The sequence below is a fragment of the Cyclobacterium amurskyense genome (assembly GCF_001050135.1).
GTDB classification, from domain to species: Bacteria; Bacteroidota; Bacteroidia; order Cytophagales; family Cyclobacteriaceae; genus Cyclobacterium; species Cyclobacterium amurskyense.
In genome coordinates, this window is record NZ_CP012040.1 from 2,587,610 (window position 1) to 2,612,821 (window position 25,212).

At 39.4% G+C, this 25,212-nt stretch carries 16 protein-coding genes; 4 read left to right on the forward strand and 12 right to left on the reverse strand.

Features of this window, described 5'->3' with window-relative positions:
- Nucleotides 1-272 precede the first annotated feature (272 nt).
- Complete coding sequence (locus tag CA2015_RS10705; protein WP_048641899.1) at nucleotides 273-1,346, forward strand: uroporphyrinogen decarboxylase/cobalamine-independent methonine synthase family protein; 1,074 nt, start codon at nucleotides 273-275, stop codon at nucleotides 1,344-1,346.
- An 84-nt stretch (nucleotides 1,347-1,430) separates the two neighbouring features.
- A complete protein-coding gene (locus CA2015_RS10710; protein ID WP_048641900.1) occupies nucleotides 1,431-1,886 on the forward strand; it encodes a glycosyl-4,4'-diaponeurosporenoate acyltransferase CrtO family protein in 456 nt (151 codons plus the stop codon).
- A 131-nt stretch (nucleotides 1,887-2,017) separates the two neighbouring features.
- Here CA2015_RS10710 and CA2015_RS10715 read toward each other — a convergent pair whose 3' ends face one another.
- From CA2015_RS10715 to CA2015_RS10725, 3 genes are read right to left on the reverse strand one after another with little or no spacing between them, the layout of a single operon-like run.
- Nucleotides 2,018-3,013, reverse strand: coding sequence for an MlaD family protein (locus CA2015_RS10715; RefSeq protein ID WP_048641901.1), 996 nt, complete (start codon nucleotides 3,011-3,013; stop codon nucleotides 2,018-2,020).
- Between the two features lie 4 nt (nucleotides 3,014-3,017).
- A complete protein-coding gene (locus CA2015_RS10720; RefSeq protein WP_048641902.1) occupies nucleotides 3,018-3,770 on the reverse strand; it encodes an ABC transporter ATP-binding protein in 753 nt (250 codons plus the stop codon).
- Nucleotides 3,771-4,553 (reverse strand): MlaE family ABC transporter permease, encoded by a 783-nt coding sequence (locus CA2015_RS10725; protein WP_048641903.1) that lies wholly within the window; start codon nucleotides 4,551-4,553, stop codon nucleotides 3,771-3,773.
- A gap of 420 nt (nucleotides 4,554-4,973) precedes the next feature.
- Between CA2015_RS10725 and CA2015_RS10730 the strand changes: the two genes are divergently transcribed.
- A complete protein-coding gene (locus tag CA2015_RS10730; RefSeq protein ID WP_169786478.1) occupies nucleotides 4,974-5,816 on the forward strand; it encodes an endonuclease/exonuclease/phosphatase family protein in 843 nt (280 codons plus the stop codon).
- A gap of 42 nt (nucleotides 5,817-5,858) precedes the next feature.
- Here CA2015_RS10730 and CA2015_RS10735 read toward each other — a convergent pair whose 3' ends face one another.
- Nucleotides 5,859-6,716, reverse strand: a complete 858-nt coding sequence (locus CA2015_RS10735; protein WP_048641905.1) for a formate/nitrite transporter family protein — start codon at nucleotides 6,714-6,716, stop codon at nucleotides 5,859-5,861.
- 141 nt (nucleotides 6,717-6,857) lie between these two features.
- Here CA2015_RS10735 and CA2015_RS10740 point away from each other — a divergent pair, with 141 nt between their 5' ends.
- Nucleotides 6,858-8,030 carry an IS4 family transposase gene (locus CA2015_RS10740; protein ID WP_048640497.1) on the forward strand — a complete coding sequence of 391 codons (1,173 nt, stop codon included), beginning with the start codon at nucleotides 6,858-6,860 and terminating at the stop codon, nucleotides 8,028-8,030.
- Between the two features lie 129 nt (nucleotides 8,031-8,159).
- Here CA2015_RS10740 and CA2015_RS10745 read toward each other — a convergent pair whose 3' ends face one another.
- The 8 genes from CA2015_RS10745 to CA2015_RS10780 form a co-directional block, all read right to left on the reverse strand.
- Nucleotides 8,160-8,864 (reverse strand): LytR/AlgR family response regulator transcription factor, encoded by a 705-nt coding sequence (locus CA2015_RS10745; protein ID WP_048641906.1) that lies wholly within the window; start codon nucleotides 8,862-8,864, stop codon nucleotides 8,160-8,162.
- A gap of 288 nt (nucleotides 8,865-9,152) precedes the next feature.
- Nucleotides 9,153-9,740: a hypothetical protein gene (locus CA2015_RS10750; RefSeq protein ID WP_157470428.1), complete on the reverse strand. Its 588-nt coding sequence runs from the start codon at nucleotides 9,738-9,740 to the stop codon at nucleotides 9,153-9,155.
- Nucleotides 9,741-10,098: 358 nt separating this feature from the next.
- Nucleotides 10,099-12,186 (reverse strand): alpha-galactosidase, encoded by a 2,088-nt coding sequence (locus tag CA2015_RS10755; RefSeq protein ID WP_048641908.1) that lies wholly within the window; start codon nucleotides 12,184-12,186, stop codon nucleotides 10,099-10,101.
- Nucleotides 12,187-12,217: 31 nt separating this feature from the next.
- Nucleotides 12,218-15,061, reverse strand: coding sequence for a hypothetical protein (locus tag CA2015_RS10760; RefSeq protein ID WP_048641909.1), 2,844 nt, complete (start codon nucleotides 15,059-15,061; stop codon nucleotides 12,218-12,220).
- A gap of 69 nt (nucleotides 15,062-15,130) precedes the next feature.
- Nucleotides 15,131-17,569 (reverse strand): hypothetical protein, encoded by a 2,439-nt coding sequence (locus CA2015_RS10765; protein ID WP_048641910.1) that lies wholly within the window; start codon nucleotides 17,567-17,569, stop codon nucleotides 15,131-15,133.
- A gap of 140 nt (nucleotides 17,570-17,709) precedes the next feature.
- Nucleotides 17,710-19,302 carry a glycoside hydrolase family 172 protein gene (locus CA2015_RS10770; RefSeq protein WP_048641911.1) on the reverse strand — a complete coding sequence of 531 codons (1,593 nt, stop codon included), beginning with the start codon at nucleotides 19,300-19,302 and terminating at the stop codon, nucleotides 17,710-17,712.
- A 550-nt stretch (nucleotides 19,303-19,852) separates the two neighbouring features.
- On the reverse strand, nucleotides 19,853-21,619 hold the full coding sequence (locus CA2015_RS10775) for a RagB/SusD family nutrient uptake outer membrane protein (RefSeq protein ID WP_048641912.1): 1,767 nt from the start codon (nucleotides 21,617-21,619) through the stop codon (nucleotides 19,853-19,855).
- Nucleotides 21,620-21,637: 18 nt separating this feature from the next.
- Complete coding sequence (locus CA2015_RS10780; protein WP_169786479.1) at nucleotides 21,638-25,111, reverse strand: SusC/RagA family TonB-linked outer membrane protein; 3,474 nt, start codon at nucleotides 25,109-25,111, stop codon at nucleotides 21,638-21,640.
- Between the last annotated feature and the right edge of the window lie 101 nt (nucleotides 25,112-25,212).

A 25,212-nucleotide genomic window follows, 5' to 3' on the forward strand; every position in this document is an offset into this window, starting at 1 on the left:
AAGGGAGCTCTAAAAGTTTACTAATTATTACTATTTTTAACCGTAATGACAGATTAAGCGATTAGGAACTATTCGCTGCATCATTTATCAGAATGAAATTTAATTAAGACCATTGAACATTAATCCAATAGTTATAATAGGAAGTGGAATCGCTTCAAAGATAGCTGTCCATTAGGTAGGTACCTGGTTTCATTTGTAGGTGATTTCAACTGAATGCGATAGCTTATCATGCCATATAGTACGAACCCAATTAAACTTTATAATTTAGCACTATGAATTTAATACCATCAGAATCAGTCGGAAGTGTTCCACGTTCCCGAGAATTACAAGAAGCAATGGCCGCCTTTTCTCAAGGTAATTTACCGGAAAGGGAAATGAACAAATACTTCGATGAAGCGGTGAAGGATACCATTCATCGAATGAAAAATACCGGGTCACCAATAATTTCTGATGGTGAACAAACTAAATCAAGTTTTGTTACTTATCCTTTAGATGGGCTTACCAATTTAGCCAGTGATGGAATTTCTATTCCTTTTGAAGATGGGCATACCCGGCAATTGCCCAAGCTGACAAAAGGTCCATTTCACTATTCAACTTATGCCGGAAGTTATTTGCCTAGGGCAAAAAAATACACCACACTTCCATTAAAGCAGGCTGTAATCTCTGCCTCTGCCATGAGTTTATTGTACCCTTCAGAAGGCTTGGCTGATTACACCCAACAACAGTTCATAATTGATCTTGTAAACCAATCTGTGGCGGATATTAGAAGTTGTTTTGATAATGGAGCGCATCATGTCCAAGTGGACTTTACTGAGGCTCGTCTGGCGATTAAGCTGGATCCATCTAAAGCACTTTTAAAACAATTCATTGATTTGAACAACCAAGTATTATCTAATTTTTCTTACCTGGAACGTCAACGAATAGGCTTTCATACCTGTCCTGGTGGGGACCATGACAGCACCCACAGTGGTGACGTGGATTATGCAGAGCTTATCCCGCTATTCTTAACTTTAAATTCCGGGAATTTTTATATGCAGATGGCAAGTGAGAAAAACCCTACCAAGGCATTAAAAATTATCGGTGAAAATATCCAGCCAAATCAAAGGGTTTATATTGGCGTAATTGATGTGATTAATGAAGCAATTGAAACCCCTCAAATGGTGTATGAGAGAATCATGGCTGCAGCGGAGTATATTCCGCTAAATCAATTGGGTACAACAGACGATTGCGGATTTTCTCCATTCAGTGATGACATGGCCACCAGTAGAGATACTGCCTTCGCTAAAATAACTGCTCGTATTGAAGGCACCAAAATGGCAGCCGAAAAGCTAAAGTTTAAGGCTTAAATATATGCATATTAAAATGCAATTGGCAAAAGTAAAGTCCGCCAATTACTTGCAAAGGATGAACGAGAATTAGAAAACAGCAGTATGCAATACCTATCCTTTAGTATTTCAATAACAATTATTTCATGGATTATTGGAATGATTTTGCATGCTTTGATAAAGAGTCAACCTTACTATACTGATCTTTCTAATCTTAATTTTATTAAAAGCAAAAGGTTAAATAAGGCTATTGGCCTTGGGGTATTTAAATGGATTGTCAAAAACACCTTTTTTAAATACTTCAACCAAAAGATTAAACTGGAGAGAAGAATTCAGGTAGATGAACTGTATGAATTACGGAAAGAAATGTCAATATCTGATATTAGTCATTTGTTGGGCTTTACTGTGGTGACTCTTTTTGCTTTTGTGAAATTCATCTATGGCAACTATTCCTTTGGATTGGTAATGATGGCCGTGAATATTGTGTTGAATTTATACCCTTCTTTATTGCAACAGGAGAATAAAAGACGGATTGATAAATTGATTCGGATCTATAGCTAGCGGCATAACTTTACAGCATACTTTGTTTAGGCTTTATCAGGTTTCCCTTTCTATTTTTACAGAGTTCAGCATTGTAAAGAGGAGTGGAAATTTAGAAAAGAAAAAAACCTGGGAAGTAAGGATAAAGTGCTTTAGTTTGAATCAGTTTCTTTTGTTTTTCTTTTATCTTCTCGCTCCTGCCTCCTGAAATACCTGCGGAAAAGAAAGTTTTGCCGAAGCGCTTCCATGTTTTCGTTCAATTTCTCAGCAGCCTCTTTTACGTTGATCATTGTACTGTCGAGGTGCCCGACCAAAGCTTCATCCTTTATTAAATGATTTAAAGTTCCTTCTCCCGCTCTTGTCTCTTTGAGGTATTCCTCCAGGGTTTGCGCTACCAATTTTATGTCTTGGCTGGATTTTTCAAGGTTATCGAAGACCAACTTTAGCTGGTTGCTAGAAACCGTGTCGCTTAACAAAACAGCCGCAGCACTTTGATCATAATTTACTTTACCGATGATTGCATTGACCTTTGTGACTAAAGAAGAAGTGTTTTGAGTCGTTTTCTTCAGTTCGATTACTGATTGTCGTATGTTTTGGGCCAATAAGGTATCGCTCAATAGTGTGCCTAAGATTCCTTTTCCTTCCAGAATTTTATTGGTTATCATCAATAAATCGCTTGTCAGCAAAGCAGCGTTTTCGTTGGTGGTATTTAGGGTGGAAAGCATGTCATCCGTTCCAACTTTACTGTATGACTGTATGGTGTCTCCTGAGGCTACAGGTTTTGCATTTTGTTCCTTTCCTGGGACAATATTGACAACCATACTTCCTACCAACCCATCTGAACCTATAAAGGCAATAGCGTCTTCTTTAATAAATCTGGAGATTTTATCTTCCACCATCATTTGAAGGGTAATGGTCTTTTCATCAATCATTACAATTTTACTCACCGTGCCTACATCTATTCCCGAATAGCGCACATTGTTCCCCGATTGTAGGCCATTTACATTGTCAAAAACAGCGTAGAGTTGAATATTTCTGCTGAAAATATGTTGGCGCTTTCCTATAGAATAGAGAATGGCAATGAGAAGCACAGTCCCTATCACTACAAATAGGCCTACTTTTGCTTTGTAAGAATTAGATTTTCCCATACGATTAGTTTTTAAAGAAGGCCTGAATTTTTGGGTCTTCTGAATTAGAAAGCTCCTCAAAAGTTCCTTCGGTATAATTGGTGCCATCTACGAGCAAAATCATCCTGTTTGAAATGACCCTTGCACAATCTACATCGTGGGTGATAATTATCGAGGAGGTGTGGTATTTTTCTTGGATATTTCGCATCAACTCTATGATTTCTTTTGCCGTAATTGGATCTAAGCCTGTTGTTGGCTCATCATAAATAATTATTTTTGGTTTTAAGATTAATGCCCTAGCTAAAGCCACCCTTCGCTGCATTCCTCCGGAGAGTTCTGCAGGCATCAAGTCTAGGGTATGTGCCAGGCCTACATTTTCCAATGCTTCTTTGACTAGAATTTCAGTACTTTCAAAACCTGGTATTTTATGGGTTTGACGCCTAAGGGGGAATTCCAGATTTTCACGAACCGTCATAGAATCGTACAAGGCACTACCCTGGAAAAGAAAGCCGATCTCCGTGCGGAGAAGGTCCAGTTCGGTATGACCTAGGCTGGTGATGTCCTGGTCTTTGATGGTAATACTTCCACTGTCAGGTTGGATGAGACCTACCAGACACTTGATCATTACCGATTTCCCGGAACCTGATTTGCCCATTACAACCAAGTTTTCTCCTTCAAAAAGTTTTAGACTAAAATCCTTAAGTACATGGTTCTCACCAAAACTTTTGTGGAGGTTTTTTAACTCTAATACAGGCTTTAAGTTTTTTGTGGATTCCATTTAAATTTCGAAAAATATATCAGAAACAAACACAGCAATAAAATCAATTACAAACAACAGCATGGAAGTATATACAACAGCAGAGTTTGAGGCTTCTCCCACACCAACGGTTCCCTTAGAGCAATGGTACCCCTTATAGCACCCCACCAACCCAATGGCAAAACCGAAGAAAATGGATTTCACCGTGGCGGGAATAATGTCACTATAATTGAGAGCATCAAATACCTGATTGAAATAGAGTACATAGGAAACATTACCTTTTAAGTTTTCAATTATGGCAGACCCTAATAGGGCTATTACATCTCCTGTAATTATCAAAAGCGGCAACATTAATGTAGTGGCCAGAATACGGGTAACCACCAGGTATTTAAAAGGATTGTTACCAGAAACCTCCATGGCGTCTATTTGTTCCGTAACGCGCATAGAGCCCAGTTCTGCCCCAATCCCAGAGCCTACCCTTCCGGCACATATAAGGGCAATGATCACAGGGCCAATTTCTCTGACAATAGATATTCCCACCATGGATGGCATCCATGACTCCGCCCCAAACTCCATTAGCGTAGGGCGTGACTGAAGGGTAAATACCAGACCCAAAATAAATCCGGTTACTCCCACCAAAAGCAGTGAACGATTCCCTACGTTATAGCATTGGCGAATCAGCTCCTTAAACTCAAAAGGCAGGCTGAATGCCTCTTTGAAAAATCGTCCTGCGAAAAGGGTCATGTCACCGATTTCGACAAAAAACGACTGTGAGCGATCTTTTATGGAGGTTGATTTTGACATTGGGAGAAATATAAAAACCGAATTTAGTGATGATTCTGAGTTAATTACATGATGCAAGTCATTTTTAAAAATGATACAAATACTGGGATTTATAAGGTTCTGTATAATTTCAGCATTTAAAACTCCATGTGCAACAGGAGCTTGGTTTTTCCTGCTAATTAGGAGTTAATGCATACATTTATCTTGATTGAACTTGTTTTGCAGGCTTAAGCCTTTAGCTTTGTTCCTTAATTAAAAGCATACTTAAATCTGTTTTTGAGGCTGATCATAGGGCCTATTTCTTAATTTCAGGTAGCTTTCTGGCTGCTTGTTTTGAATCGCTTATCCTAAATGTTAATGATGAGAATTTTATTTTGTTTATCCCTTCTTCTAATTTTTGGAAATTGTACTTCTAAAATAGAACAAACTACCTTCAAGGTAATGGCCTGGAACATTTTGCATGGAGGCAATGATATCGAGAATGGTCCTCAGAATGTTATTCAAATCATTAAGGAAATCAACCCTGATGTGATATTGATGGTAGAAACCTATGGTTCAGGGAAAATGATTGCAGATTCACTGGGCTATGACTTTCATTTAATTGCAGAAGAAGGTACCGCCCTGGACGATAAATCCGTCAACTTGTCTATTTTTTCTAAGTTTCCATTTGGAGAGCGAATTGATACAGATTATCCTTTCTATTTGGGAGGGCGAGAAATACTGATAAAGGATCGAAAGATCCGATTATTTTCCAATTGGTTTCACTATTTGCCTTGGGAGGATGCTCCCGAGGATTTGGGATTAAACACAGCGGAATTACTGGCTTGGGAACGGTCTGAAAACAAGTATGACATGATCCAAAAAGTGCTTCCCTATTTGAAAAAATACAGTGCAGAAACGGATTCCATTCCCATGATTTTTGGTGGGGACATGAATAGCCCATCACATTTGGATTGGGGAGAAGCGACCAAGGAAATTCACAATGGCTTGGTGGTTCCATGGTACAGTACCAAAGTTTTGGAAGACATGGGATTGATAGACACCTATAGAACTTTAAATCCAGATCCATTGGCCAATCCGGGGATCACATGGGACAGTAAAGGGGTGAAAGATGAACACCGGATAGACTATATATTTTACAAGGGGGATGCTTTAAAAGCCATCGATTCAAAATCCTATAAAGCATTTTTGGGCGAACCCTTCTCCATAAATGGAAAGACCTTTGCTTATCCTTCAGATCATGGCTTTGTGCTGACTACTTTTGCGTTTAAAAACTTCCCCTAGCGAAGCAGAGATGTTTGAGTGAAACCGATGATTTTATCTTGTTTATTTTTTGCTTTTCGAAGCGTAATGGGATTCAAAAATCCGGTATTTAAATAGGGCCACAACAATAGAACCACCAATGCCGTTCCCCAATAAAGTGAGGACAAGGAACATCAAATAATCTCCCATAGAGATTGTTTCTGAATATAGAAAGGCGCCAAAAGCTTCTATATTTCCCACAATGCTGTGGTGAAAACCAACAAAACCTATGGTTCCGGTTATCAGTGCGATTAGAAGAATTCGGGTTAAGGATTCGGTAGTACTGTTCAATAACCAAGTTAAAAGTCCCATCAACCAGCCGGCAAAAATTGAACTTAGCAATAAAACTCCGTAACTGTGATTCAATATATGGCTACCAATTTTCACCATTGTTTCTTTGTCGAAAAGATTAAGCTGTGCTGCCAGATCTCCCACACAGAAAATGAATAAAATCCCCCCTAGGAGATTTCCAATAATGACCAAGCCCCAAATTGTCAATAATTCTAAAACGGTCCTTTGTCCATTTAAAACCGGCAATGCCAGTACAGAAGTTTGCTCTGTGTACAAGATAGATTTCCCTAGGATGACCATGATAAATCCCAATGGGTAAACCAGACCAAACATTTTAAATACAATATGCTCTTCTACTTTGCCTACTAGAAGGAAATACAGTGTGCAAATCAATAGATAGCTAAATCCAATCTCAAGACCGGCAATGCATGCACTTAAAAAAACGGCTAATTTTTTAATTTTAAATATTTCTTCACCTTCATGAATAACACGACTGAGGATATCCGTATATTTTTCTGAACCCTCTACTTCATTGGATCTTTTCTCCAGATCTTGCTGGTGTTCTTTTTGGTCTTTTTCCTCAGCCTTCATAAATTCAAAATGGTGTGATAAATTGGCTCTACTGTTCTTTTAACTAACTAAGGTCAATAGCGTCCTAAATAAAAAATGAGAGGTCCCATTTTTTGCCCAAAATAGTTATTTTGGGTTTGCACCAAAAAACAAGAACCTCTCATGTGTAATATTACATTGTTTTCACAGATTATTAAAAAGATTGACCGTTCAATTTTCAAGAAATTGGTAAAAGAAAAGCAAACAGATAAGGGTTGCAAGGGATTTGACAGCTGGACGCATCTGGTTTCGATGTTGTTCTGCCATTTTGCCAAAAGCACATCGGTAAGGGATATTTCCAATGGGCTTCGGTCTGCCACTGGGAACCTTAACCATCTTGGCATTACCAAAGCTCCATCCAAATCAAGTATCAGCTATCAAAACAAACGAAGGGATTCGGATCTTTTCAGGGACCTTTACTATTCACTGTTGGGAAGTTTAGGACAGCAGGCATCTGTCAAGAGGTCCAAACTCAGGATCAAGGTTCCTGTTTATTTGCTGGACGCCACAGTGATTAGCCTTTGCCTTTCGGTGTTTGATTGGGCTACTTTCCGTACCAAAAAGGGAGCTGTAAAGATGCATACGCTGCTGGAATATGACGGTAAACTCCCTGTTTACGTGAATATTACCGAAGGGAGTGTCGGTGACAATAAGGGAGCTTACAACATCCCCCTGGAAAAAGGGTCGGTGATCGTCGCAGACCGGTATTACAATGACTTCCCTATGCTCAACGTCTGGGACAGCAAGGGGGTGTTCTTCGTGATCAGACACAAAGGCAACCTTGCTTTCAGTTCCATCAAAGAACGGGAACTTCCCACAACAACCGCCCAGCATGTGCTCAAAGACGAAGAAATCGAACTGACCAACCCACAGTCCAAAGCCAAATATTTTGGAAGGCTTAGAAGAGTGGCTGTGTGGGATGAGGAAAACGGGCAGACCATAGAACTGATTACCAATAACTTTGCTTGGGCAGCGCAGACCATTGGGGACCTCTACAAATCAAGATGGGAAATTGAAGTGTTTTTTCGGGACATTAAACAACTATTGCATATCAAAACCTTTATCGGGACCTCCAAAAATGCGGTAATGATCCAGATATGGACGGCATTGATCACCATCCTTCTACTCAAAGTCATGAAGGCAACAGCAAAATTCGGGTGGCACCTATCCAATCTGGTCGCCTTTATCCGGCTCAATATTTTTGTTAAAATCGAACTGCAAAAATGGCTTGATAGTCCATTTATCGAACCCGACAAACCACCCCAGAATGTAGTACAGGGGGTTCTGTTTTCTTAAGCTACTTAAAAGATGCCTAATTGCTATCCAAATACAGACCAAATGATAAATCAAAAATTATTTAGGACAGCATTGAACTAAGGTAAACAAATTATGTTTGTACAAGAGGATGCAATAGTAGAACAGGTGCTAATTGATCAGCTTTTCTACCTTTTCTTTGTATGCCTCCCCAACAGAAAACTCCATCTCTCCTAAAAATACACTGTTTTTTCGAATGGAGGTAATTTCACCAATTGCTACTGCATAGGATTTGTGAATTCTGATAAATTGATCTGCTGGTAATGCGGATTCAGCTTCCTTGAAACTCATGCGTACCAGCAAAGGTTGTGGGTTACTTTTTAAATAAAATTTGATATAATCTCCATAACCCTTAAGCCATAAAAGGTCTACGAATTTTATTTTTACCTGGCTGTAATCCACGTTTACGAAAAAATGATCGAGCACTTTTTTTGCTTGGACAGGAGTGTGGGCTACTTGTAAATCGAAGCGGTCTTTGGCCCGGTTACAGGCTTTCAGGAAGCGCTCCATAGGTACTGGCTTGACCAGATAATCTACAACATCAAGCTCAAAACTTTCTAAGGCGAATTCTTTATAGGCCGAGATTATGATTGCCAGTGGTTTTTTTTCAAGACTTGAAATAAACTGTAACCCCGTTAATTCCGGCATTTGGATGTCAATAAAGATAAGGTCTATTTGTTGCTTTTGCATCTCCTCCATTGCATCAAAAGCATTGTCACAAGTGGTCACCAAATTAAGGAATGCTATTTTGCCAATATAGTTTTTAAGTAATTCTAGGGCAAGAGGTTCATCATCTATGGCAATACAGTTTATCATGAATTGTTTTTTTTGGCAGGATCTACCTTCAATATATTCGTTTTTGCTTTAAAATGAAACTTATGTTCTTCTGCTTTTGATCCTTTGACCCACTTCTGCAGTCTGTGGCTTTGTTTGAATTAAGCATTTCAGGTCATTTTCTGAGCTTTGCTGTGTGCTAAGAGATGTTTAGCTGGTAGTAAAAATGGAGAAACCCCTACACGATACAAATGTAAAGGTAGAGGCGTCTCCATTATGAAAATCTTAAATTTCGAGTAGGAAATTCAGGGCTAAGTATTTACTCCGAATTTAATCTACGCGTATATTTTGGTAGTAAACTTTATTGCCATCTTTAACGCTGATGATATAGTTTCCTCTGATGGCTTTTTCAAAATTGAAAGTTTTGTCAATGTTTGCCTGGCTAGTTAGTGTTTCACCAAATACCTTGGCTTTGTCTTGATTGATAATTTTAATATCTACATTATTTAAGTCCTTGTTGCTAAGATTGAGACGTACTTTTTTGCCTTCTGTGTCAAATACATTTGATTTCTTTGTCACCTCTTTGTTTATGATTTTCACTGCAGTATCTTCAATGTCAATAGTGTAAACCACTGATTGAGTCTCATCGTTTACTTTAAGGAAATAGGTGCCAGCTTCAAGGTTCTTGAAGTTAAAACTCTTTGCGTAATTTTTATCTGTGACATCATCGTAAAATAAAATATTGGCTTTGGAATCATTCAGGGATACCACCGTTTCTTTAGAAGTGGAAACCATTTCAAATACCAAACTTTTGGCGGCTATTCCATTGACCAGATTGATGCTTGGCTCATAGGCCATGGAAGTAAAAGAGATGAACATTAATGCGGCTACTGCGGTACTTTTTAACAAGTTTTTCATGATAGTATTTTTAGAATGTTTGATTAATAATTGTCTGTTTGTGATTGAATTATGGCTCAAACATAAGCAGCTCTAGCCTGCCTATTTATTAAGTGCGATGAAAGGAGAAAAGATTGCGACAAAGACTTAAAATGTTGCGATGAAAAATTTTGGCTACAGGTGAAAAAGTGAGGTTACTTGGGTTTTAATGGTTTAGGGTTTTCTAAATAATTAAACTTGAAGTGAATATATAAACTTACTTCTTAATATTTGAAAAATTGAATGAGGGTAAATCATTAATTTCACCCTCATTTTTCATAAAATAAGCAATCTAATTATGCTAGGCTTAGGTTTCTCTGGTTTTCTTATTCTCTTAAATCTATTCGACTTTTTGAAACTCCCAAATTAGGATTTCTCCCGGCGCCAATTCTAATTCCAGTAAGTCTCCACTATGAACGATTGAATTTTTGTTGAGGAGCTCTCCTATAATGGGTATCAATCGGTAGGAAACCTTATTTTTATGGTGGATTAAATTTTCATCCAATTTTATTTTATACTTCTTATAGGAGGATTTATTTGAGTTGTGGAAGGAGATATATCCTCCTTTACCATTCCACCCACTATAGCCATACACTTCTTGTTTGTTCGGGTCGCCACCGTGCATTTGGATATATTTAAAATAAGGAAAGGCATGGTGAACCCATTTGAGTCCCTCGGCTAAAACATCCCAATCTACCTCAGATAACTCCTGTGTTTTTAAATACAATTCTACAAACCCAGTACCTCTGGAAAGGTTCATCATCAGGTAGTTAAAGAAATCTTCCTTGCTTTCACCGGTTTTTGTCTTTTTAGGTTCATGATTAAAAAGGGAATTCATCGGATATTGGGTTTTTTCTTTGATCCAGGTGTCATAATAAACTCCATCCCTGTAAACAAGTTCCTCGGTTCTGGAACTGCCCCCGGCGGCATCCCCTGCATTGATCATCCAGACAGCATCTACATACATGAGCCACCAAGGGCTTAGATAAGCGCCGTTTGAAATGACGATATATACTTCAGGATTAATTTGATGTTGTTGCTTGAATATTTCTATAAGTTTTTCTGTCCCGGCGACCAAATAATAAGTTTTCAATGCATCATATTTTGCATCATTGAGCAGGCTATCTGATGGGCTTAATCCATCGGTGTCCAGCTGTGCCATTTTCGGTAGGCCGTAATCGCTTCCGTCTAATTCAAATTCCCGAATGTTCAGATGACCAAAAATCCCATCCAGTTTAAAATAGGTGACTCCCTGCAGGGTTAAATCCAACATTCTTTTTTCTAGCAAACCCATATACTTGGGACCGGCAATGCTCATCCAATTACCCAAAATTTCAAAACCTTGCCGGCCTAGTGGTTTTGCTGCCGGCTGAGCACCAAAAAGTAATCCCGGACTAAGCCAAAGTCCAAGATTTGAATCTACTGTCCTCATTTTTTCAAAACTTCCGGAAAAATCCATGTCAAACTTTTCATTGATCTTCCATACTTCATCAGACCAGTCTGCATGAACATCTTGCCAACCATCGTCAATTACATATGCATTTAAAGGCAGAACTCCACGATTTATTACTAGCTCTTGATGTACCTTATTCACACTGGAGATAAATTTTTCTTTGCTTACAGCTTGGCCATAATCAAACCAGCTATTGTACTGAACTTGTAGTCTTAGAGGTCTTATCCTGATATTATCAATATAGGCTTGAAAAGTTTTTCCCAAACCATCACTGTCCTTTCCAACCCCTGTTACTGATGAATAGGTCAAATAAGTATCACCGGCCTTAAGTGATTTTCCCCATAAATAGCCACAGTATGCAGTTTGATCCGAATCTACAAAATTGTCACTTGCAGGGAATTCAATGCCCATAAAAATGGGAGCGTTTTGCCCAAAGAGAGGTTGTCCCAACCCCGGTTTCCACTGTGCAGGTCCTTGAGCAGTAATCCGTTTCAGCTGATAAGGCTGAACCAGGCCTCCATCAATAACATCTAAGTCAATTCGTTCTAATACCAAGTTAATTCCAGTTTTTATCTTTAGGAATTTTCTGGTGTAAAACTCATTTTCATCCAATGTGTAGGTCAATTCCACGGACATTTTTCCCTGTTTTTCCTTTAAAAGAAAAGTCAGGCGATGTGGTGAATTATCCAATACTTTATCCAGTACAAAATCTACTGAACTTAATGTTTTGGATGTGTTTGGTTGATCGGTTCCTTCAGAAACTCTCAGTTGAAACTCGACTTTTGTATGGATTGGAATCTTTTCGTCTGTCGATTTATTTTCAATTTGGGTGGTTTTTAATACACCATCGTGAACCTCAATGGTTTTAATTATATGGCTATTTGAAAGTGTATAAATTTTTTCGGAATGCTTTTGTCCTAAGCTGACAAAAGCGAGAAGGCAATAAAGCCCTGAAAGACTAATTATTTTTATCATTTTAATAGGAATCGTAATAGAAGGGATTGATTTAATTGATTACAAACCACTGCTGGCTTTTTGCCGGAATATTGATGGGAAGGCTTATGCTATAATCTCTATTTAGGCTGATTGATAGTTTTTCCCCATTTTGGTTTGTCAATATCGCTTGTTCGGAAAGGCCGGTATAATACAGGTTGACCTTGATAGTTTTGACAACAGGCACTTCCAGAGGATTGTAAAGCATAATCAGTCCTTTATCTTTCCCCTCCGGGTTGACATGTAGCAGTCCGTCATAATCCTTTCCATCGGGTCTTCTTATATGTACGATATCACTGTCCAATACTTCTCTGTGTTCCTTATAAAAGTCCACCCACTTCTTCACTATTGCTTTGGTTTGGGGACTGTCATACAGTTGTGGTCCTCGGTAACAGGCTTGTACCCCTGCACCAAAGAGGTTGGCCAACCTTTGTTCGTAATGGGGCAAATGGTCTTTCAATGGCTCAATTGTGGCTTCTTTACCGCCGCCATGGTACTCCACCAAAGGAACAAACATCCAGCCCATGGAAGGCGTTTTTTGCCAAGTGCCATCATAAATATTTTGCCTTTCTATGATTTCCTGTTGGGCTCGAGGAAGGGACCAGTTGGTCTCACGGTATCCCATTCCAGTCTTATTGCTTCCTGCCATAAAGTAATGATCCGGTACATTGAGGAAAATACCCTTGCTTCTGCACCATTCATAAAATTCCCTGATGGTTTCGTATTGGTTCCATTGGGAGTCGTCTAAACCGGAATGTCCGGGATGATTATGGCTGGTACATACATCTCCGGGGTAACTGCCATCGTGCTCCAAAATATCCTGCCCTGTTTTTTCGTAAAAAGCATAAAGCTTTTTGAAATATTCTTGTCCCCATTCACTTTCAAGGCAAGGGGAATTGCCAAATCTTGGTTTTTTTCCTTCGGGCATGACGACATCATTCTCTTTGTCTATGCTCCTGCTAGCCAAAAGAGAATACCCCCCCAAAGCAATGCCCTTTTCATGGGCGTAGTCGGCAAGTTTTTTCATTCTGCCTAAGTTTTCCGGGCTGTCGTTTTCAATTTCAAAACCACTACCAAATGTCATGATTACCATTTCAAAGCCTACTTCAGCACATTGATCTATGGCTTTTTTGACAGAAGCATTGTCGGCATTCCGAACATGCATCATAATGGGGTTTTCGGTAGCCCAAGGTGCCTGGGAACGGTACATCCTTTTTTCTGCCATACCGATTCGCTCCCGGTCCCAGCTGTCATGAAATAACTCCCAGGTTCTGAAACTTTTCATGCTTTCCCCCGGAGCCAAGGTTTTCATCGGACCCAATTTAGGGTAAGCTTCGAGCAAGGTAGGTGTCTTCATATTGTAATTCACCTGAGTTTTGTAAGCGGGGTCCGAATTCCAAGCAATGCTGCTAGAGTATAGATTATCCGGTGACATGCCTCCAAAACGGAAATCTGTTTCTACAGACAGGTTGGGTTTTTTCCAAATTTCTTTATCATCCACTGCACTTTCTGCCTCCACCAAAGCAAGAATTTCACTTTTAAAACGGTCAACAACTATTTTTTGACCGGAATTATTGATTACCTCAATCCACTTAGAAAGAAGAGGGATACCATCATACAATTCGTAGAAAATCTTCACCTGGAGGTCCTTCAAATACTTAAATCGGTTCAATTTATCTTCTTTGGCATTTTCTCGGAGCTCTCCTAAAATCATTACCTGGTTAATATGACTTCTTCCTCTTTCTCCGGAAGTGATAAAATCACCGGCACCGGCTTTTTGATCCATTTTACCTATCCTAAGTGCGGTAATAGGACTTTTGTCTGTAGGGATCTTTGCCAAATGGTTGAAATCTTTGCCTGTGTAAGAATAGGAGAAGGTTAGGCCATCAGGTAGCTGTTCTGCCCTTAGGAAAACTTTCTTTCCGGCTAGTAATTTCCCAATCCTTTTTTCATTCTTCCCATCATATACACCAAAACTAAGATCTCCTGTTCTCAGGTTAAACTTGTATAAGGCCCCATTTTTTGATTGCAAAGCCATTCCCGGCCCCCAGCTGCCGGACTTATCAGTGCCCGGATCGATTTCTACAATCCAAACTTTACTCGTAGCCTTAACTGGCATGCTTGCATAGACGTATTGATTGGCCAATGCCATGATTTCACCGGCCTTGCCTTCATTGATAAAAGAATTTCTCTCATCTGCTTTTGATGCAAAGACCTCCCAAGTTTCCTTCAAATCTTTGAAATCATCCATGAACAATACTTTTCTGCCTTGGTCGGTATTGCTTTGGTTTACAAGATTGGTGATCAGTTTTTGGCTAAATTCGTAGGTGAAAACCAGTTGTTTACCAGGTGCAGGCCAATCCAGGTCTTTGGGCATCCATTCCGGCCTTTTCTTCCAATCAAATCGGGGTTCTGTATTGCCGACGCCGTAGTCGAGCAGGTTTAAAGCAGATGGGTCAGCTTCCATTTGTTGCGCCCATTTGTCGAGTAGGTAGTTTTGTACCGGCTGCCCAACTAAGCCCCCGACCTGAAAATTTAAACCATCAATGCTTACTTCTGCCTCTGGTTTTATCGCGCGAAGCATGTTTTCACCCGTCATTAAGTTTTCCAAGCCTACAGTAGCTCCACCTTTGCTAATGTCGAATACTCTACTGATCAGTCCATTACTTAGCACGATTTGACCATTGGGTTTGGAGTAGGTTTTAGTTTTTGTCTGTGGGATGGCAATTAACCAATCTCCCTTATATTTTATAGCTTCCCTATCATAGGAAGGAAGATTTTTTAAATGCTGGGCATCTGCATTATAAATATTGGTGATCCAAAGAGCTAAAAACATAAGGCTTGATATTACCTTCATTTTACTGCTTGCTTGATTTAAATAGTGCGTTGTTGTCATATTTTAGCTAGGTACAATCCTTTTGATAAGTTATTTCTGAATAGAAATGGAATTTCCTCTTACAAATAATTCTGCCTTAATTACGGCTTCATAAGGCGCTTCCATGTCAATTATTATTGAATGGTTTCCTCTTGGAATACTTAGTTTGGCGGAATCAATGGGGTATTCCTTAAGTTTATTCCATTCTTTGTCATAAAGCACGGCATGTGAACCACCTTCATAGGCCAATTTATCGCCTTTAGACAGTACAACCGGAATTTTTATTGTAGTGAAATTATTTATTTCCAGACTTATTTCAGTGATCTTTTTCTCTGAATTTGAACTGAGTAAAAAGCCCAGTGACTGGGAATCATAGGGGTTTTGAAAGTTGAGTTGCTTTGCCAGCGGTTCTCCGGGTTGCTTTTCCTTTTTTATAATTTGATGAATCTCTGAATGTACTTCTTTCAACTCCCATTCTCCTTTGCCGGTCTGTTCCAAAGTAAATTCATTGTTTATATTCTTTAAATTTTCTTTTTGCTTTTCATCGAATGCGCCCGAAAGCCTAGCATCCTCCCAATTTTTTATTTTTTCGAGAATTTCACCAATCCGTCCATTTTTTTCTACGGCTTCCAAAGAAGTGGCCAGTCCAAAACCGGCATCGAAACCGGCAGCCCTTGCCAATAGCCATTCAGCATCCATAATGCTTGTTTCCGGGGAAAGGGAAAACCATCCCAGCATATTTGGCAGGAGGTTTCTGTCAAAATAATCTTGATTCATCAATCTGTATTGGGTTTGGCTTTCCCTGAAACCTGCATACCATGGTTCTCCCCAATTCATTCTTGTGAAAATATGCCAGAAAAAATGTCCTGGATTACTTGCGTCATTGATTACCTGACCTTTAAGCTCAGGCTTTAGGTGCTCATACCAAGTATTCACAAACAATTGCCTAGAATACTGTCCCATTCCATTGGACCAGTTGCCTTCAAGTCCGTCAAAAGAAATTTGCCTGATATTAGTTTGGTTACAGAAGTCTGCAATGCGAAGGGCAATTTCTTTGGACAGTTCCGTATTGCTTAGAAAAGTTTTGTAACCATGGTCCATCAGTTTACTGATTTCTTTGCCTTTTGCATGCGAAGAGGCTTCTGTTCCAAAAGCCCCCCTTACACAATTAAGTAATTTCCAAGGTGAGCTTTCAGAAACTGCCTCATAACGGATCAGTTCTTCTCCTACCATAACCGTGTGGAGGTTATTGTTTTTCATTTGATTAAAGAATTTTGGATCTTCAATAAAGACCTCTTTATCTGAAATGCCTAAATCTATACTTAGCTTAGTAGTTCCCACCTTTGCAAGCCTCTCGTCCGGTATTGGGCTAACGTATGGATCGTTGGTGGTAATGAAATTAGAAAGTGTGTGTACCCCCAAATGTACCCCTTGGTCCTCAGCCTTACTGACGAGGGCTTTCATGCTTTCCCAGTTTTCAGGAAATTCTTTCTCATTCAATTTAAAATTTCCCCAGGTGGCAAATGGTCCTCCATGGTACAAGTATTTCAATCCTGCTTGTTTTGTTAGGGAAATAGCATTGTCTATTGAGTTAACGCCAAATGGCATGATCAGGTAGGAGGCAGTTGACTCAACTGAGGTCTTTGCCCATTCACCGTCTATCTCCGGGTGCGGAAGGCCTTCCTGTACCTCAATTATCCCGATGGTATTCAATGCTTCTGAAGGGGGGCTTCCAAATAATGCTATTTTGGAGCCAACCACCCCACCATCCTCATAAGCTTTAACGGTATAATTTTCATGAGCCCATACAGGAATTACTTTATCTTCAAGTCGGTTTCGGGTATAAGCCTGTAGTTTACTTCCATAATTGGTTCTTCTGGCAGTTTGTCCCCTATAAAGAACTTTTACACTGTCAGACACATCAGTAAGATTATTAGTAGCGAAAATATCATAGGCGGGTTCTGTATCATCCGGGTTAGTCGGATAACCGCCAAGTGTTTTGATATTTAAAGCCTGAATACCCATGGCAAATTGACCGTTTTGTACCACTCCCACTGTTTCCCCGATTGTTTCTGAAATATTCAGCCTGTATGGCCCCCAAATTAAATGATCTGCTTGGGTAGAATTAGTCAGGTTTATTAGTTCGAAAGAGATATAGTTTTTATTCTGGGTATATTGTAACTGAGCCTTCATTTCAAGTTGATCAAAGGCCAAGTAAATATGTTGAGATGCTTCATCTATATCCATTTCCTGAGGAAAAAGGATTTCATCGTTTACCTGTACAGATAAAAGGTAATTACTGTCTGAAGGATGTTGGAGCTCAGAGCGGTTAGTTTTATCGTAAATAGATGTCAATTTGCCCCTGCCATCTAGAGTGATTTTCAAATAATCTGTTTCTAAGTCCAGTTTGTTTTCGCTACAAGACCAAAAGAATATTCCTAAAAGCAGGCCAATTATAGGAGTAAAGCCTATGTTGTTTTTTATTTTCATTGTTTTATTTTATTTATAAAATTTCATTTTTCAGGTTTATATCGCTTTATATTAAACCCTTATGGCAATTCAGGAAAAATTGATAAAATCAATGCTTTAAAAGGTTTTTATTTTATGGATCAAGATCCTATGTATTCGAATTATTCAAGGTGAAGCCTGACCTTATGAGATACTCCACTGATATCCTTTTCTATATTGTCCTGACTGCCTCTAAAGGCATAATAAAAAGTAGCAGGGCTAAAGTCCATAGGTGCACGGTGAGGATGCCAAATTTCCATGTCAAACGAAAATCCTTTTGAAAAAGGAATTCCATCTAATATACGCTGCCTGTTATTCGAAGTCACTCCGGGGGTTTTGTTTCCTTCGCCTATAGGTTGTGAAGCAATGGGTGAAGAAAACGGCTGGGGCCGGCAATAGGCATAACAATAATAATCTTCTGTTCCGGTTCCAAAATGGGAGGGGAAGGCTTCGAAATCCACATAAATTTTCTCGTCTCCTTCTCCCCACCAATTGATACCGGTAGTGTCAGGGAATGAATTATATAAGGTTAGGTTATCTCCCACATATATGCCTTTCCCTACTATTGAAACATAATTATAATCACTCCTCAACTTTGTGTCTAGGCTTCTTGTTTCATTCCATGTGGCATGGAAATACATGCTTAGATCTGTCCATTCATTGGGACGATGATCTAAAGCCAGTTCCTCTAGTATTATTTCCTGATCTCCATAATTGATAAGTTTTACTTCTGCTTCTTTTTCAAAAGGCATCGCCCAATAGGAAGACATTAAACCTGACGCATCTACTTTGGTATAATAAGTCTGATGGGGTCTTGAAACATAGCCAATTCCAAAAAATTGACCCAATGGGCACCAAACAGTTTCTTCCCCATCAAAGGTTATGGATACCACGGTTGATCTTAGTGCTTGCTCCATGTTATGTGCTTTAATTCGGGTTTGAAAGAAGTCAATCATAGCAGAACCCATGATCTTCTTTTTGAAGCTTTTGCCCGGTTTAACCCTGATTCCGGATTCTTGAATTTTGACATTTAACCTTTCAGGTGAATGGGTCAATATTTTTGCGGCTTCCTTTAATTCGCGATTGTAGGTTTTTAGCGTGTTTGTGTTAAAACTTTCTACTTCGGTTCCCTGTGCATAAGAACGGTAATTGATTTGATAATAATGACCTTTCCAGCCTTCTATATGGCTATATTTGTGTTCACCATCGTAGGTAATCTTACAGCTTTTTGCATAGGGGATAGGTAGAATTAGGTTCCTTCCTCTCCAGGTGTCATTTTCTGCTTTTTCAGGTGCAAAAAAACTGAATGGTTTTCCTACAAGCCCAGCTCCACCGACCATATTTTTATGATACATTTCGATTACCGGTATTGGGTTGCCATCTATATAAAGCCTATAGATACCTCCATATTCGTCAGGAATGCCTCCATAAACTGCCCAAAACCTTACGATGGCTCCCGGGCCGAAATCCTCAAACATGACATCTTCCTTTCGTCCTTGATTGAGCTCTGTTCTTATGTATTGACTGAAGTCATGGTTTTCAAACCACCCCTGACCCCAGTCTCTAGGTGTGTCTTTATCACCATAGTTTCCTGTAAAATAATTGGCGTCTGCTTCCATGTTGTCTTTGTTTACAGATTTCCTTGAATAACTCGAGGCCTGGCTTGTTTGATAGAATGGCTCGGGCCATAAGGATAGGGTTTTTCTATCAGTCATTTCTTCTAAGAGCTTTGGAAATGTAACCTGAGCGAAGTTACTGAATGACAATAATGTAAAAGATAAGAATAACGGCAGGAAATTATGGAATTTACTATTTTTCATAAAATAAGGTAAATCAGGACAATGCGAAGATTGCCCTTGTTAATTAAGGGAAATAGGTATTAAATTTTTAAGTGCTTGGATAATTACGGTAGCTTCAACTTGCGAAAGAGGTCGAATTTTAAAATTCAAACCATCACAATGTTTTATAGGTTAACCCTTGATTAGTCTCGATATTGATTGGTTTTCATGAGATTACCTTGCCCAGTAACTGTCTTGATATATTACCTGATTATAAAAAGATTTTTTCACATTGAAGAAATGGCTACTTGCTAAAATCAACCTCAGTCATTTGCGAAACAATTTCTCTCCTTATAAAAGGAGGGCATTTTTTGCCAGTTTTTTAATTGCTGTTTAGAGGTATTATTTGCGAGTTGCAATTAAAACCTCTAAACAGTAGTAATTAAACTAATCATAAATTGATTTCACCATATCGTAGGTTTTTTCCTTATAGGGTCGGATCAAATGTACCTCCTTCCCAGCCTATGTTTTGCTCTAAATTGGTATTCCTGTCAATATGTGATAATTGGATAGGAAAGAAATAATACTTCTCTGGCATAGACATCTGGGTAGGGCCATTTGTAATTAATTCTACCACCTCATAGGTAAAGTCATCCGGCATTAAGTTGTAATTATTGGCCGCATTAATGTCCTCAGGTGTAACTTCATTATAAGCTTTTCCATTGAGTTTAGTGGCCATTATTCCATATTTTCTCATACCATCAAGTCGGTCTAGCATGCGATGCCTTCTGAGATCCCAAAACCTCTGTCCTTCAAAAGCCATTTCTATAAATTTCTCATGAAGAATGGTTTCTCTCATTTCTTCTCTGGACATTCCATCATTTAAACCAAAATTTCCATCATCACCGGGTTCTATTCCCGCACGTTGCCTAATATCCTTTAATACCTTAAATGCTTCATTGGTATGACCGGTTTCATTCGCTGATTCTGCAAAATTAAATAGTATTTCTGCATACCGGATTTCCGGCCAGTCCACGTCATTGGTATTTACCAATTCCTGAGAAAGCTCCTCCATTATACCTTTTCTACAATATAGTCCTGTACGGTAATGGCTTTCACCTTGAATAATGTATCCGAAGGCATCGACAGGTAATGCGATATTGGACATGGTATATTGTCTTCTGTCTGTTTTTCCACTTAATGGATAAGCGGCTCCATTCCATACCAAAGTAGCTTCAAATCTTGGGTCACGGTTTTCCCAAAATGATTGTAGATCATAGGTGTAAGCAGAAGTAGGGTCTCCCGGCATTTTACCGTCTTTCATAGGGAATGCCTCTGCCAGGGCCCAAATTGGCTGGTCTCCTCCGGTGGCATTTTTTGATTCAGAAAGAGGTCTTACCGCATCCTCTCCTCTACCATTTGTTTTTACCGGATCTACATAGACTACAGAAAATATATTTTCCTTATGTTGGGAGGTTTCAAAAACGTCTGTGTAGTTTTCCAAGAGTCCATATCCATTGGCATCCAGAAATTCTTTGGCCTGTGTGTTTGCCTGATAGGCATCTTCCCAGTATCCATTGTCATAGGGATTTGATGGATTAAATTGTGGTGAGGCTTTGTATAACAAAACCCTACCTTTAAAGGCTCTTGCAGTAGCCTGATCAATCTTACCAAATTCTCCTCCTTCATACCTACCGGGTAAGTTAGCTATGGCATGATCCAGGTCGCTAATGATAAAATCAAAACATTCGGCGGTAGAATTTCTGGAAACATTTAAATTATCTTCCAAATCTTGAGGTTTGGTTATGATGGGTACTCCACCGTGATAATATACCATTTTGAAATAGAGGTAAGCCCTGATAAACTTTGCTTGGGCTTCCATTTCGACTTGATCCTCCGTTGGTATTTGACCTGCAGGGAGTTCTTCCAACATAATATTAACCCTTCTGATAATGTCATAGGGCCAAAACTTCATGGTTCCATTATTTTCGGTGATCCAATCAGATCCTATTATCCCTCCACTTTCATTCGAATAATTTCCAAAATTTAGTGGCCAACCGGAAAAGGTGCTTGAGTAGAGTGCCGAGAGGTAGGCATTAACCGTTTGTTCATCATCAAATGTCCCCTGTGCTGGGTAATTACTAAGGTCGTCTACGTCTTCCAAAACGTTGTTGCAAGCAGAAAGAGAAAGTCCCAAACAAAATAATAATGCCAGGCCTTTAGTTAACCAGGGTTTGTATATAATATTTTTCATCTTTTTGGGGTTTAGGGATTAAAACTGTACAGTAAGGCCCCCTGTAAAGGTTTTCATCAAAGGATAAGAATCCAGTGTGGCCTGTTCAGGATCATGTTCTTTTAGATCAGTTAGGACAAATAAATTTGTGGCATTTGTATAGAGTTGTACTTGGGTAATCCCAAGGCTACTGTACCACCTTTCGGGAAGAGAATACCCTAAATTCAGGTTTTTAAGCCTTAAATATGCACCATTTCTCATCCAAAAACTGGAGGCTCCACCACCAAACTCCGGTTGCATCCATTGTCCATTAACCCTTGGATAGGTGGCGTCAGGGTTTTCAGGGGTCCAATAATCTCTTGCCCAAATATCAAAATAAGGACGATCACCCACTTGAAAAACGCCTCCGCCATTTCTGGTTTGAATCATACGATCATATGCACCAACTCCCTGAAGATGTACATTTAGGCTGAATCCTCTCCATTCTCCCCTAAAGCCAACTCCATAATTGATTCTTGGGGTGCCATTGTCACTCAAATAAGTAATGTCATTGCCATCAATTTTTCCGTCGGGCCCTTCGGAATAATTGGCTCCCCGGATGTCCTCAAAAAGCAAGGTGCCAAGCATAGGTTCTCTTCCAAATTGAGTAAATCCTTCTGGGATGGCATTTAATTGCTCTTGGGTTCGTATAATTCCCTTTGAGATGTAACCTGAAACCCTATTGTCCGGCTGTCCAATTCTACTTCTCCAGTTGTCTTCATAGGTACCATCTACATAAGATTCCGGTTCGTCCCATACGTCCCACCGGTCTCTTGCATAGCCCATATTACCATAAATACTGTATTTGAGTTCTCCAATATTGTCTCTCCAGTCGAGGTTTATTTCAAAGCCTCTCCATGACCTTTGTCCGTAATTTACGGCAGGTAAGGATGCTCCGTAGGTGGTAGGTGTAGTTCCTAACCTTGTACCAAGAATGTCACTTTCGGTTTTCCCCCATATGTCCATTTCACCTACGAGTCTGTTGTTTAGAAAACCATATTCAAGTCCCACATCCCATAATGAAATGGTAGACCAAGTTATATCAGGATTAGGTACCGCACCTGGCACTAGTCCGTCATACAAAGTGCTTCCGAAAACGTATCCCGAAGACTTTTGATATACTTGCCCCCATCTCCAGGCATTGATACCACTGTCGCTTCCGGTTGTACCGTAAGAGGCTCTTAGTTTAAGGTCATCAAATAGAGAAAGATCATTGATGAAATTTTCTTCGCTAAGCCTCCAGGCTACTGACCCTGAAGGGAAAAAGCCCCACTGTTTGCCAGGAGCAAACTTGTAGTTTCCATCATACCGAAAGGAAAATTCTGCGATGTATTTTTGATCAAATGAATAGTTTGCCCTTCCTATCCAAGAGACTCTGGCAAACTCTCCCTCACTTCCACTAAACCACCTTCTTTCAGTATCACTTGAGGTATTATATATTTGATCTATTGAAGTAGAAAGTAGGTTTTCAGCCCTTCCATTTAAGCTTTTACTGTTTGAACCTGCTTGTTCGTAAACAGCTAAAGCATTTACTTCATGCTTGCCAAAGGATCGTTTAAAGTTCAGATACCAGTTGAATTGGTAAGCACTGGTAAGGAGAACATTTTCTTGAATATTTTCATAACCTGAACTAAGGTTATGGGTTCCGGTCTGGTTTAAATCCACAGGACCGGGAATAAATTTATTGTCGATATTCCTTGATTGGAGGATATAATATTTATTATGGATGACAAATGATTTCATATTGTTGTCATAGGCATTGATATTTCCCTGAACGCTTGTACTCAATCCCTTGATGTACTGCCCTAGGTCTAGGTCCAATTTCAGTATGGCGTTTAATGAACGATGCTTGGTATCCCTGTAACCGCCCTCATTGAGCATTAGTTGGGGAGGATGCCAACCTCCTGCCGGTTTTACAGGGTAATCTTGTGGGTTGTTGGTTGGGTTTCCGTCAATATCTACATAGAAAGGATACAACCTAGTCCAATTGAAGGTCGCTCTGTAAAAATCCCCTACATTAAAATCTTCAGCCCCGTCATATGGCCAATACCAACGATTATAGTTACGTTGGTTTCCACTGAGATTTAAACTCATTTTAAGACTTTCGGTAATTTTAGCATTGATGTCTGATCGGAAATTATAACGGTCATATCCTAAGTTTTTATAAGATCCCTCTTCTGAATGATATCCCATTTGAACATAATAATTCACATCATTTGTACCTCCTCTAACACTTAGGTTGTGTTGTCGCACCGTAGGGGTTTGCCAAATCAGGTCATTGATGCTGTAGGATTTATCAGAGAAATAGTTTAAAATGTCCTCTCCGTAGGGTTCAGGCAATCCTCTAGTGATGGCTGCGTTGTTCAAAAACATGATTTCCTCCTGTGCGCTGAAATTCTGGATCGGTCTGGTAGATTCAGAAGCCGAATAATTAGCCCTGTATTCAAAAACCGGTTTTTGATTGGTACCTGCTTTTGTAGTCACTAAAACAACGCCATTTCCTGCACTTGATCCATAGATGGCAGCACTTGCAGCATCTTTCAAAAAGCTAATGTTTTCTACTTCGTTGGGATTCAGGGCATCAAAAGCTGCCTTGTCCCTGATAACTCCATTAATTACATAAAGGGGTTCTCCGGAGCTTCCTCTGATTCGGATTGATGAACTTGCACCTGCAAGACCGGAAGTACCAACAACTTGAACTCCCGGAGCTCTTCCCGCTAGACCGTTCGATAGGTTGGCCAGTGGAACGTCTATTATATCATCTGTTTTTACTGAGGCAATTGATCCTGTTATATTGACTTTCTTTTGTGTGCCATAGCCTACCACCACTATTTCTTCCAATCCTTCGGATGCTTCCGTTAATTGGACATCAATTTGGGTTCTTGCGCCTATGGTAATTCTGAAATCTTCATAGCCAATATAGCTGAATATTAAAACGGCTTCTCCATTGACTACTTCAATAGTGAAATTTCCATCGAGATCCGTTACTGTACCCTTATTGGTTCCCAAGACAAGTACATTTACTCCCGGGATGCTTTCTCCGGTTGCTTTGTCTGTAACTTTACCTTTTACAGTTATTGCCATGGATGGCTTTGTCTTGGTTTTTTTGCTATTACCGGGCTTAATATTAATAAATTTGTCAACCTGTCTAAAGGATAGGTTGTGCTGTTTGGCTACTTCCAACAAAATATTATAAACCGAAATAGATTTTTTTGTTGAGGTGATCACTCCATACAAGTTGATTTCGTTTTTATAATAACTAAATGTGAACTCCGTTTTGTCTTCAATAAGCTTAATTAATTGGAGTAAGGTGTAAGATTCGGCGTCAAGGTCTAAAAATACCTCTTCAATGGTTTTTTCGTCCTGATCTTTAGCCATTACTTGAGACGAAGCATGGCATATGGTCAGAAGGAGGATGGTGCAAAACATTATTTTAAACCATCTCCAATGTTTAAGTAAAATGATTTTTTTCATTAATTTTAGATTTAAATTGAACAAATATTTTTTGATAGTTACCATTTCCACACGGGGGCTATCAGATCAATAATTTGGGGTGGCAATACATTTATCGTATT

What these genes read in the sequence shown, in the direction of transcription:
- CA2015_RS10720 (WP_048641902.1), bottom strand. Translation starts at nt 3,770, where the DNA reads ATGGAATCCACAAAAAACTTAAAGCCTGTATTAGAGTTAAAAAACCTC.
- CA2015_RS10775 (WP_048641912.1), bottom strand. Translation starts at nt 21,619, where the DNA reads ATGAAAAATATTATATACAAACCCTGGTTAACTAAAGGCCTGGCATTA.
- CA2015_RS10755 (WP_048641908.1), bottom strand. Translation starts at nt 12,186, where the DNA reads ATGATAAAAATAATTAGTCTTTCAGGGCTTTATTGCCTTCTCGCTTTT.
- CA2015_RS10705 (WP_048641899.1), top strand. Translation starts at nt 273, where the DNA reads ATGAATTTAATACCATCAGAATCAGTCGGAAGTGTTCCACGTTCCCGA.
- CA2015_RS10750 (WP_157470428.1), bottom strand. Translation starts at nt 9,740, where the DNA reads ATGAAAAACTTGTTAAAAAGTACCGCAGTAGCCGCATTAATGTTCATC.
- CA2015_RS10765 (WP_048641910.1), bottom strand. Translation starts at nt 17,569, where the DNA reads ATGAAAATAAAAAACAACATAGGCTTTACTCCTATAATTGGCCTGCTT.
- CA2015_RS10740 (WP_048640497.1), top strand. Translation starts at nt 6,858, where the DNA reads ATGTGTAATATTACATTGTTTTCACAGATTATTAAAAAGATTGACCGT.
- CA2015_RS10710 (WP_048641900.1), top strand. Translation starts at nt 1,431, where the DNA reads ATGCAATACCTATCCTTTAGTATTTCAATAACAATTATTTCATGGATT.
- CA2015_RS10725 (WP_048641903.1), bottom strand. Translation starts at nt 4,553, where the DNA reads ATGTCAAAATCAACCTCCATAAAAGATCGCTCACAGTCGTTTTTTGTC.
- CA2015_RS10735 (WP_048641905.1), bottom strand. Translation starts at nt 6,716, where the DNA reads ATGAAGGCTGAGGAAAAAGACCAAAAAGAACACCAGCAAGATCTGGAG.
- CA2015_RS10745 (WP_048641906.1), bottom strand. Translation starts at nt 8,864, where the DNA reads ATGATAAACTGTATTGCCATAGATGATGAACCTCTTGCCCTAGAATTA.
- CA2015_RS10780 (WP_169786479.1), bottom strand. Translation starts at nt 25,111, where the DNA reads ATGAAAAAAATCATTTTACTTAAACATTGGAGATGGTTTAAAATAATG.
- CA2015_RS10760 (WP_048641909.1), bottom strand. Translation starts at nt 15,061, where the DNA reads ATGAAGGTAATATCAAGCCTTATGTTTTTAGCTCTTTGGATCACCAAT.
- CA2015_RS10730 (WP_169786478.1), top strand. Translation starts at nt 4,974, where the DNA reads ATGGCCTGGAACATTTTGCATGGAGGCAATGATATCGAGAATGGTCCT.
- CA2015_RS10770 (WP_048641911.1), bottom strand. Translation starts at nt 19,302, where the DNA reads ATGACTGATAGAAAAACCCTATCCTTATGGCCCGAGCCATTCTATCAA.
- CA2015_RS10715 (WP_048641901.1), bottom strand. Translation starts at nt 3,013, where the DNA reads ATGGGAAAATCTAATTCTTACAAAGCAAAAGTAGGCCTATTTGTAGTG.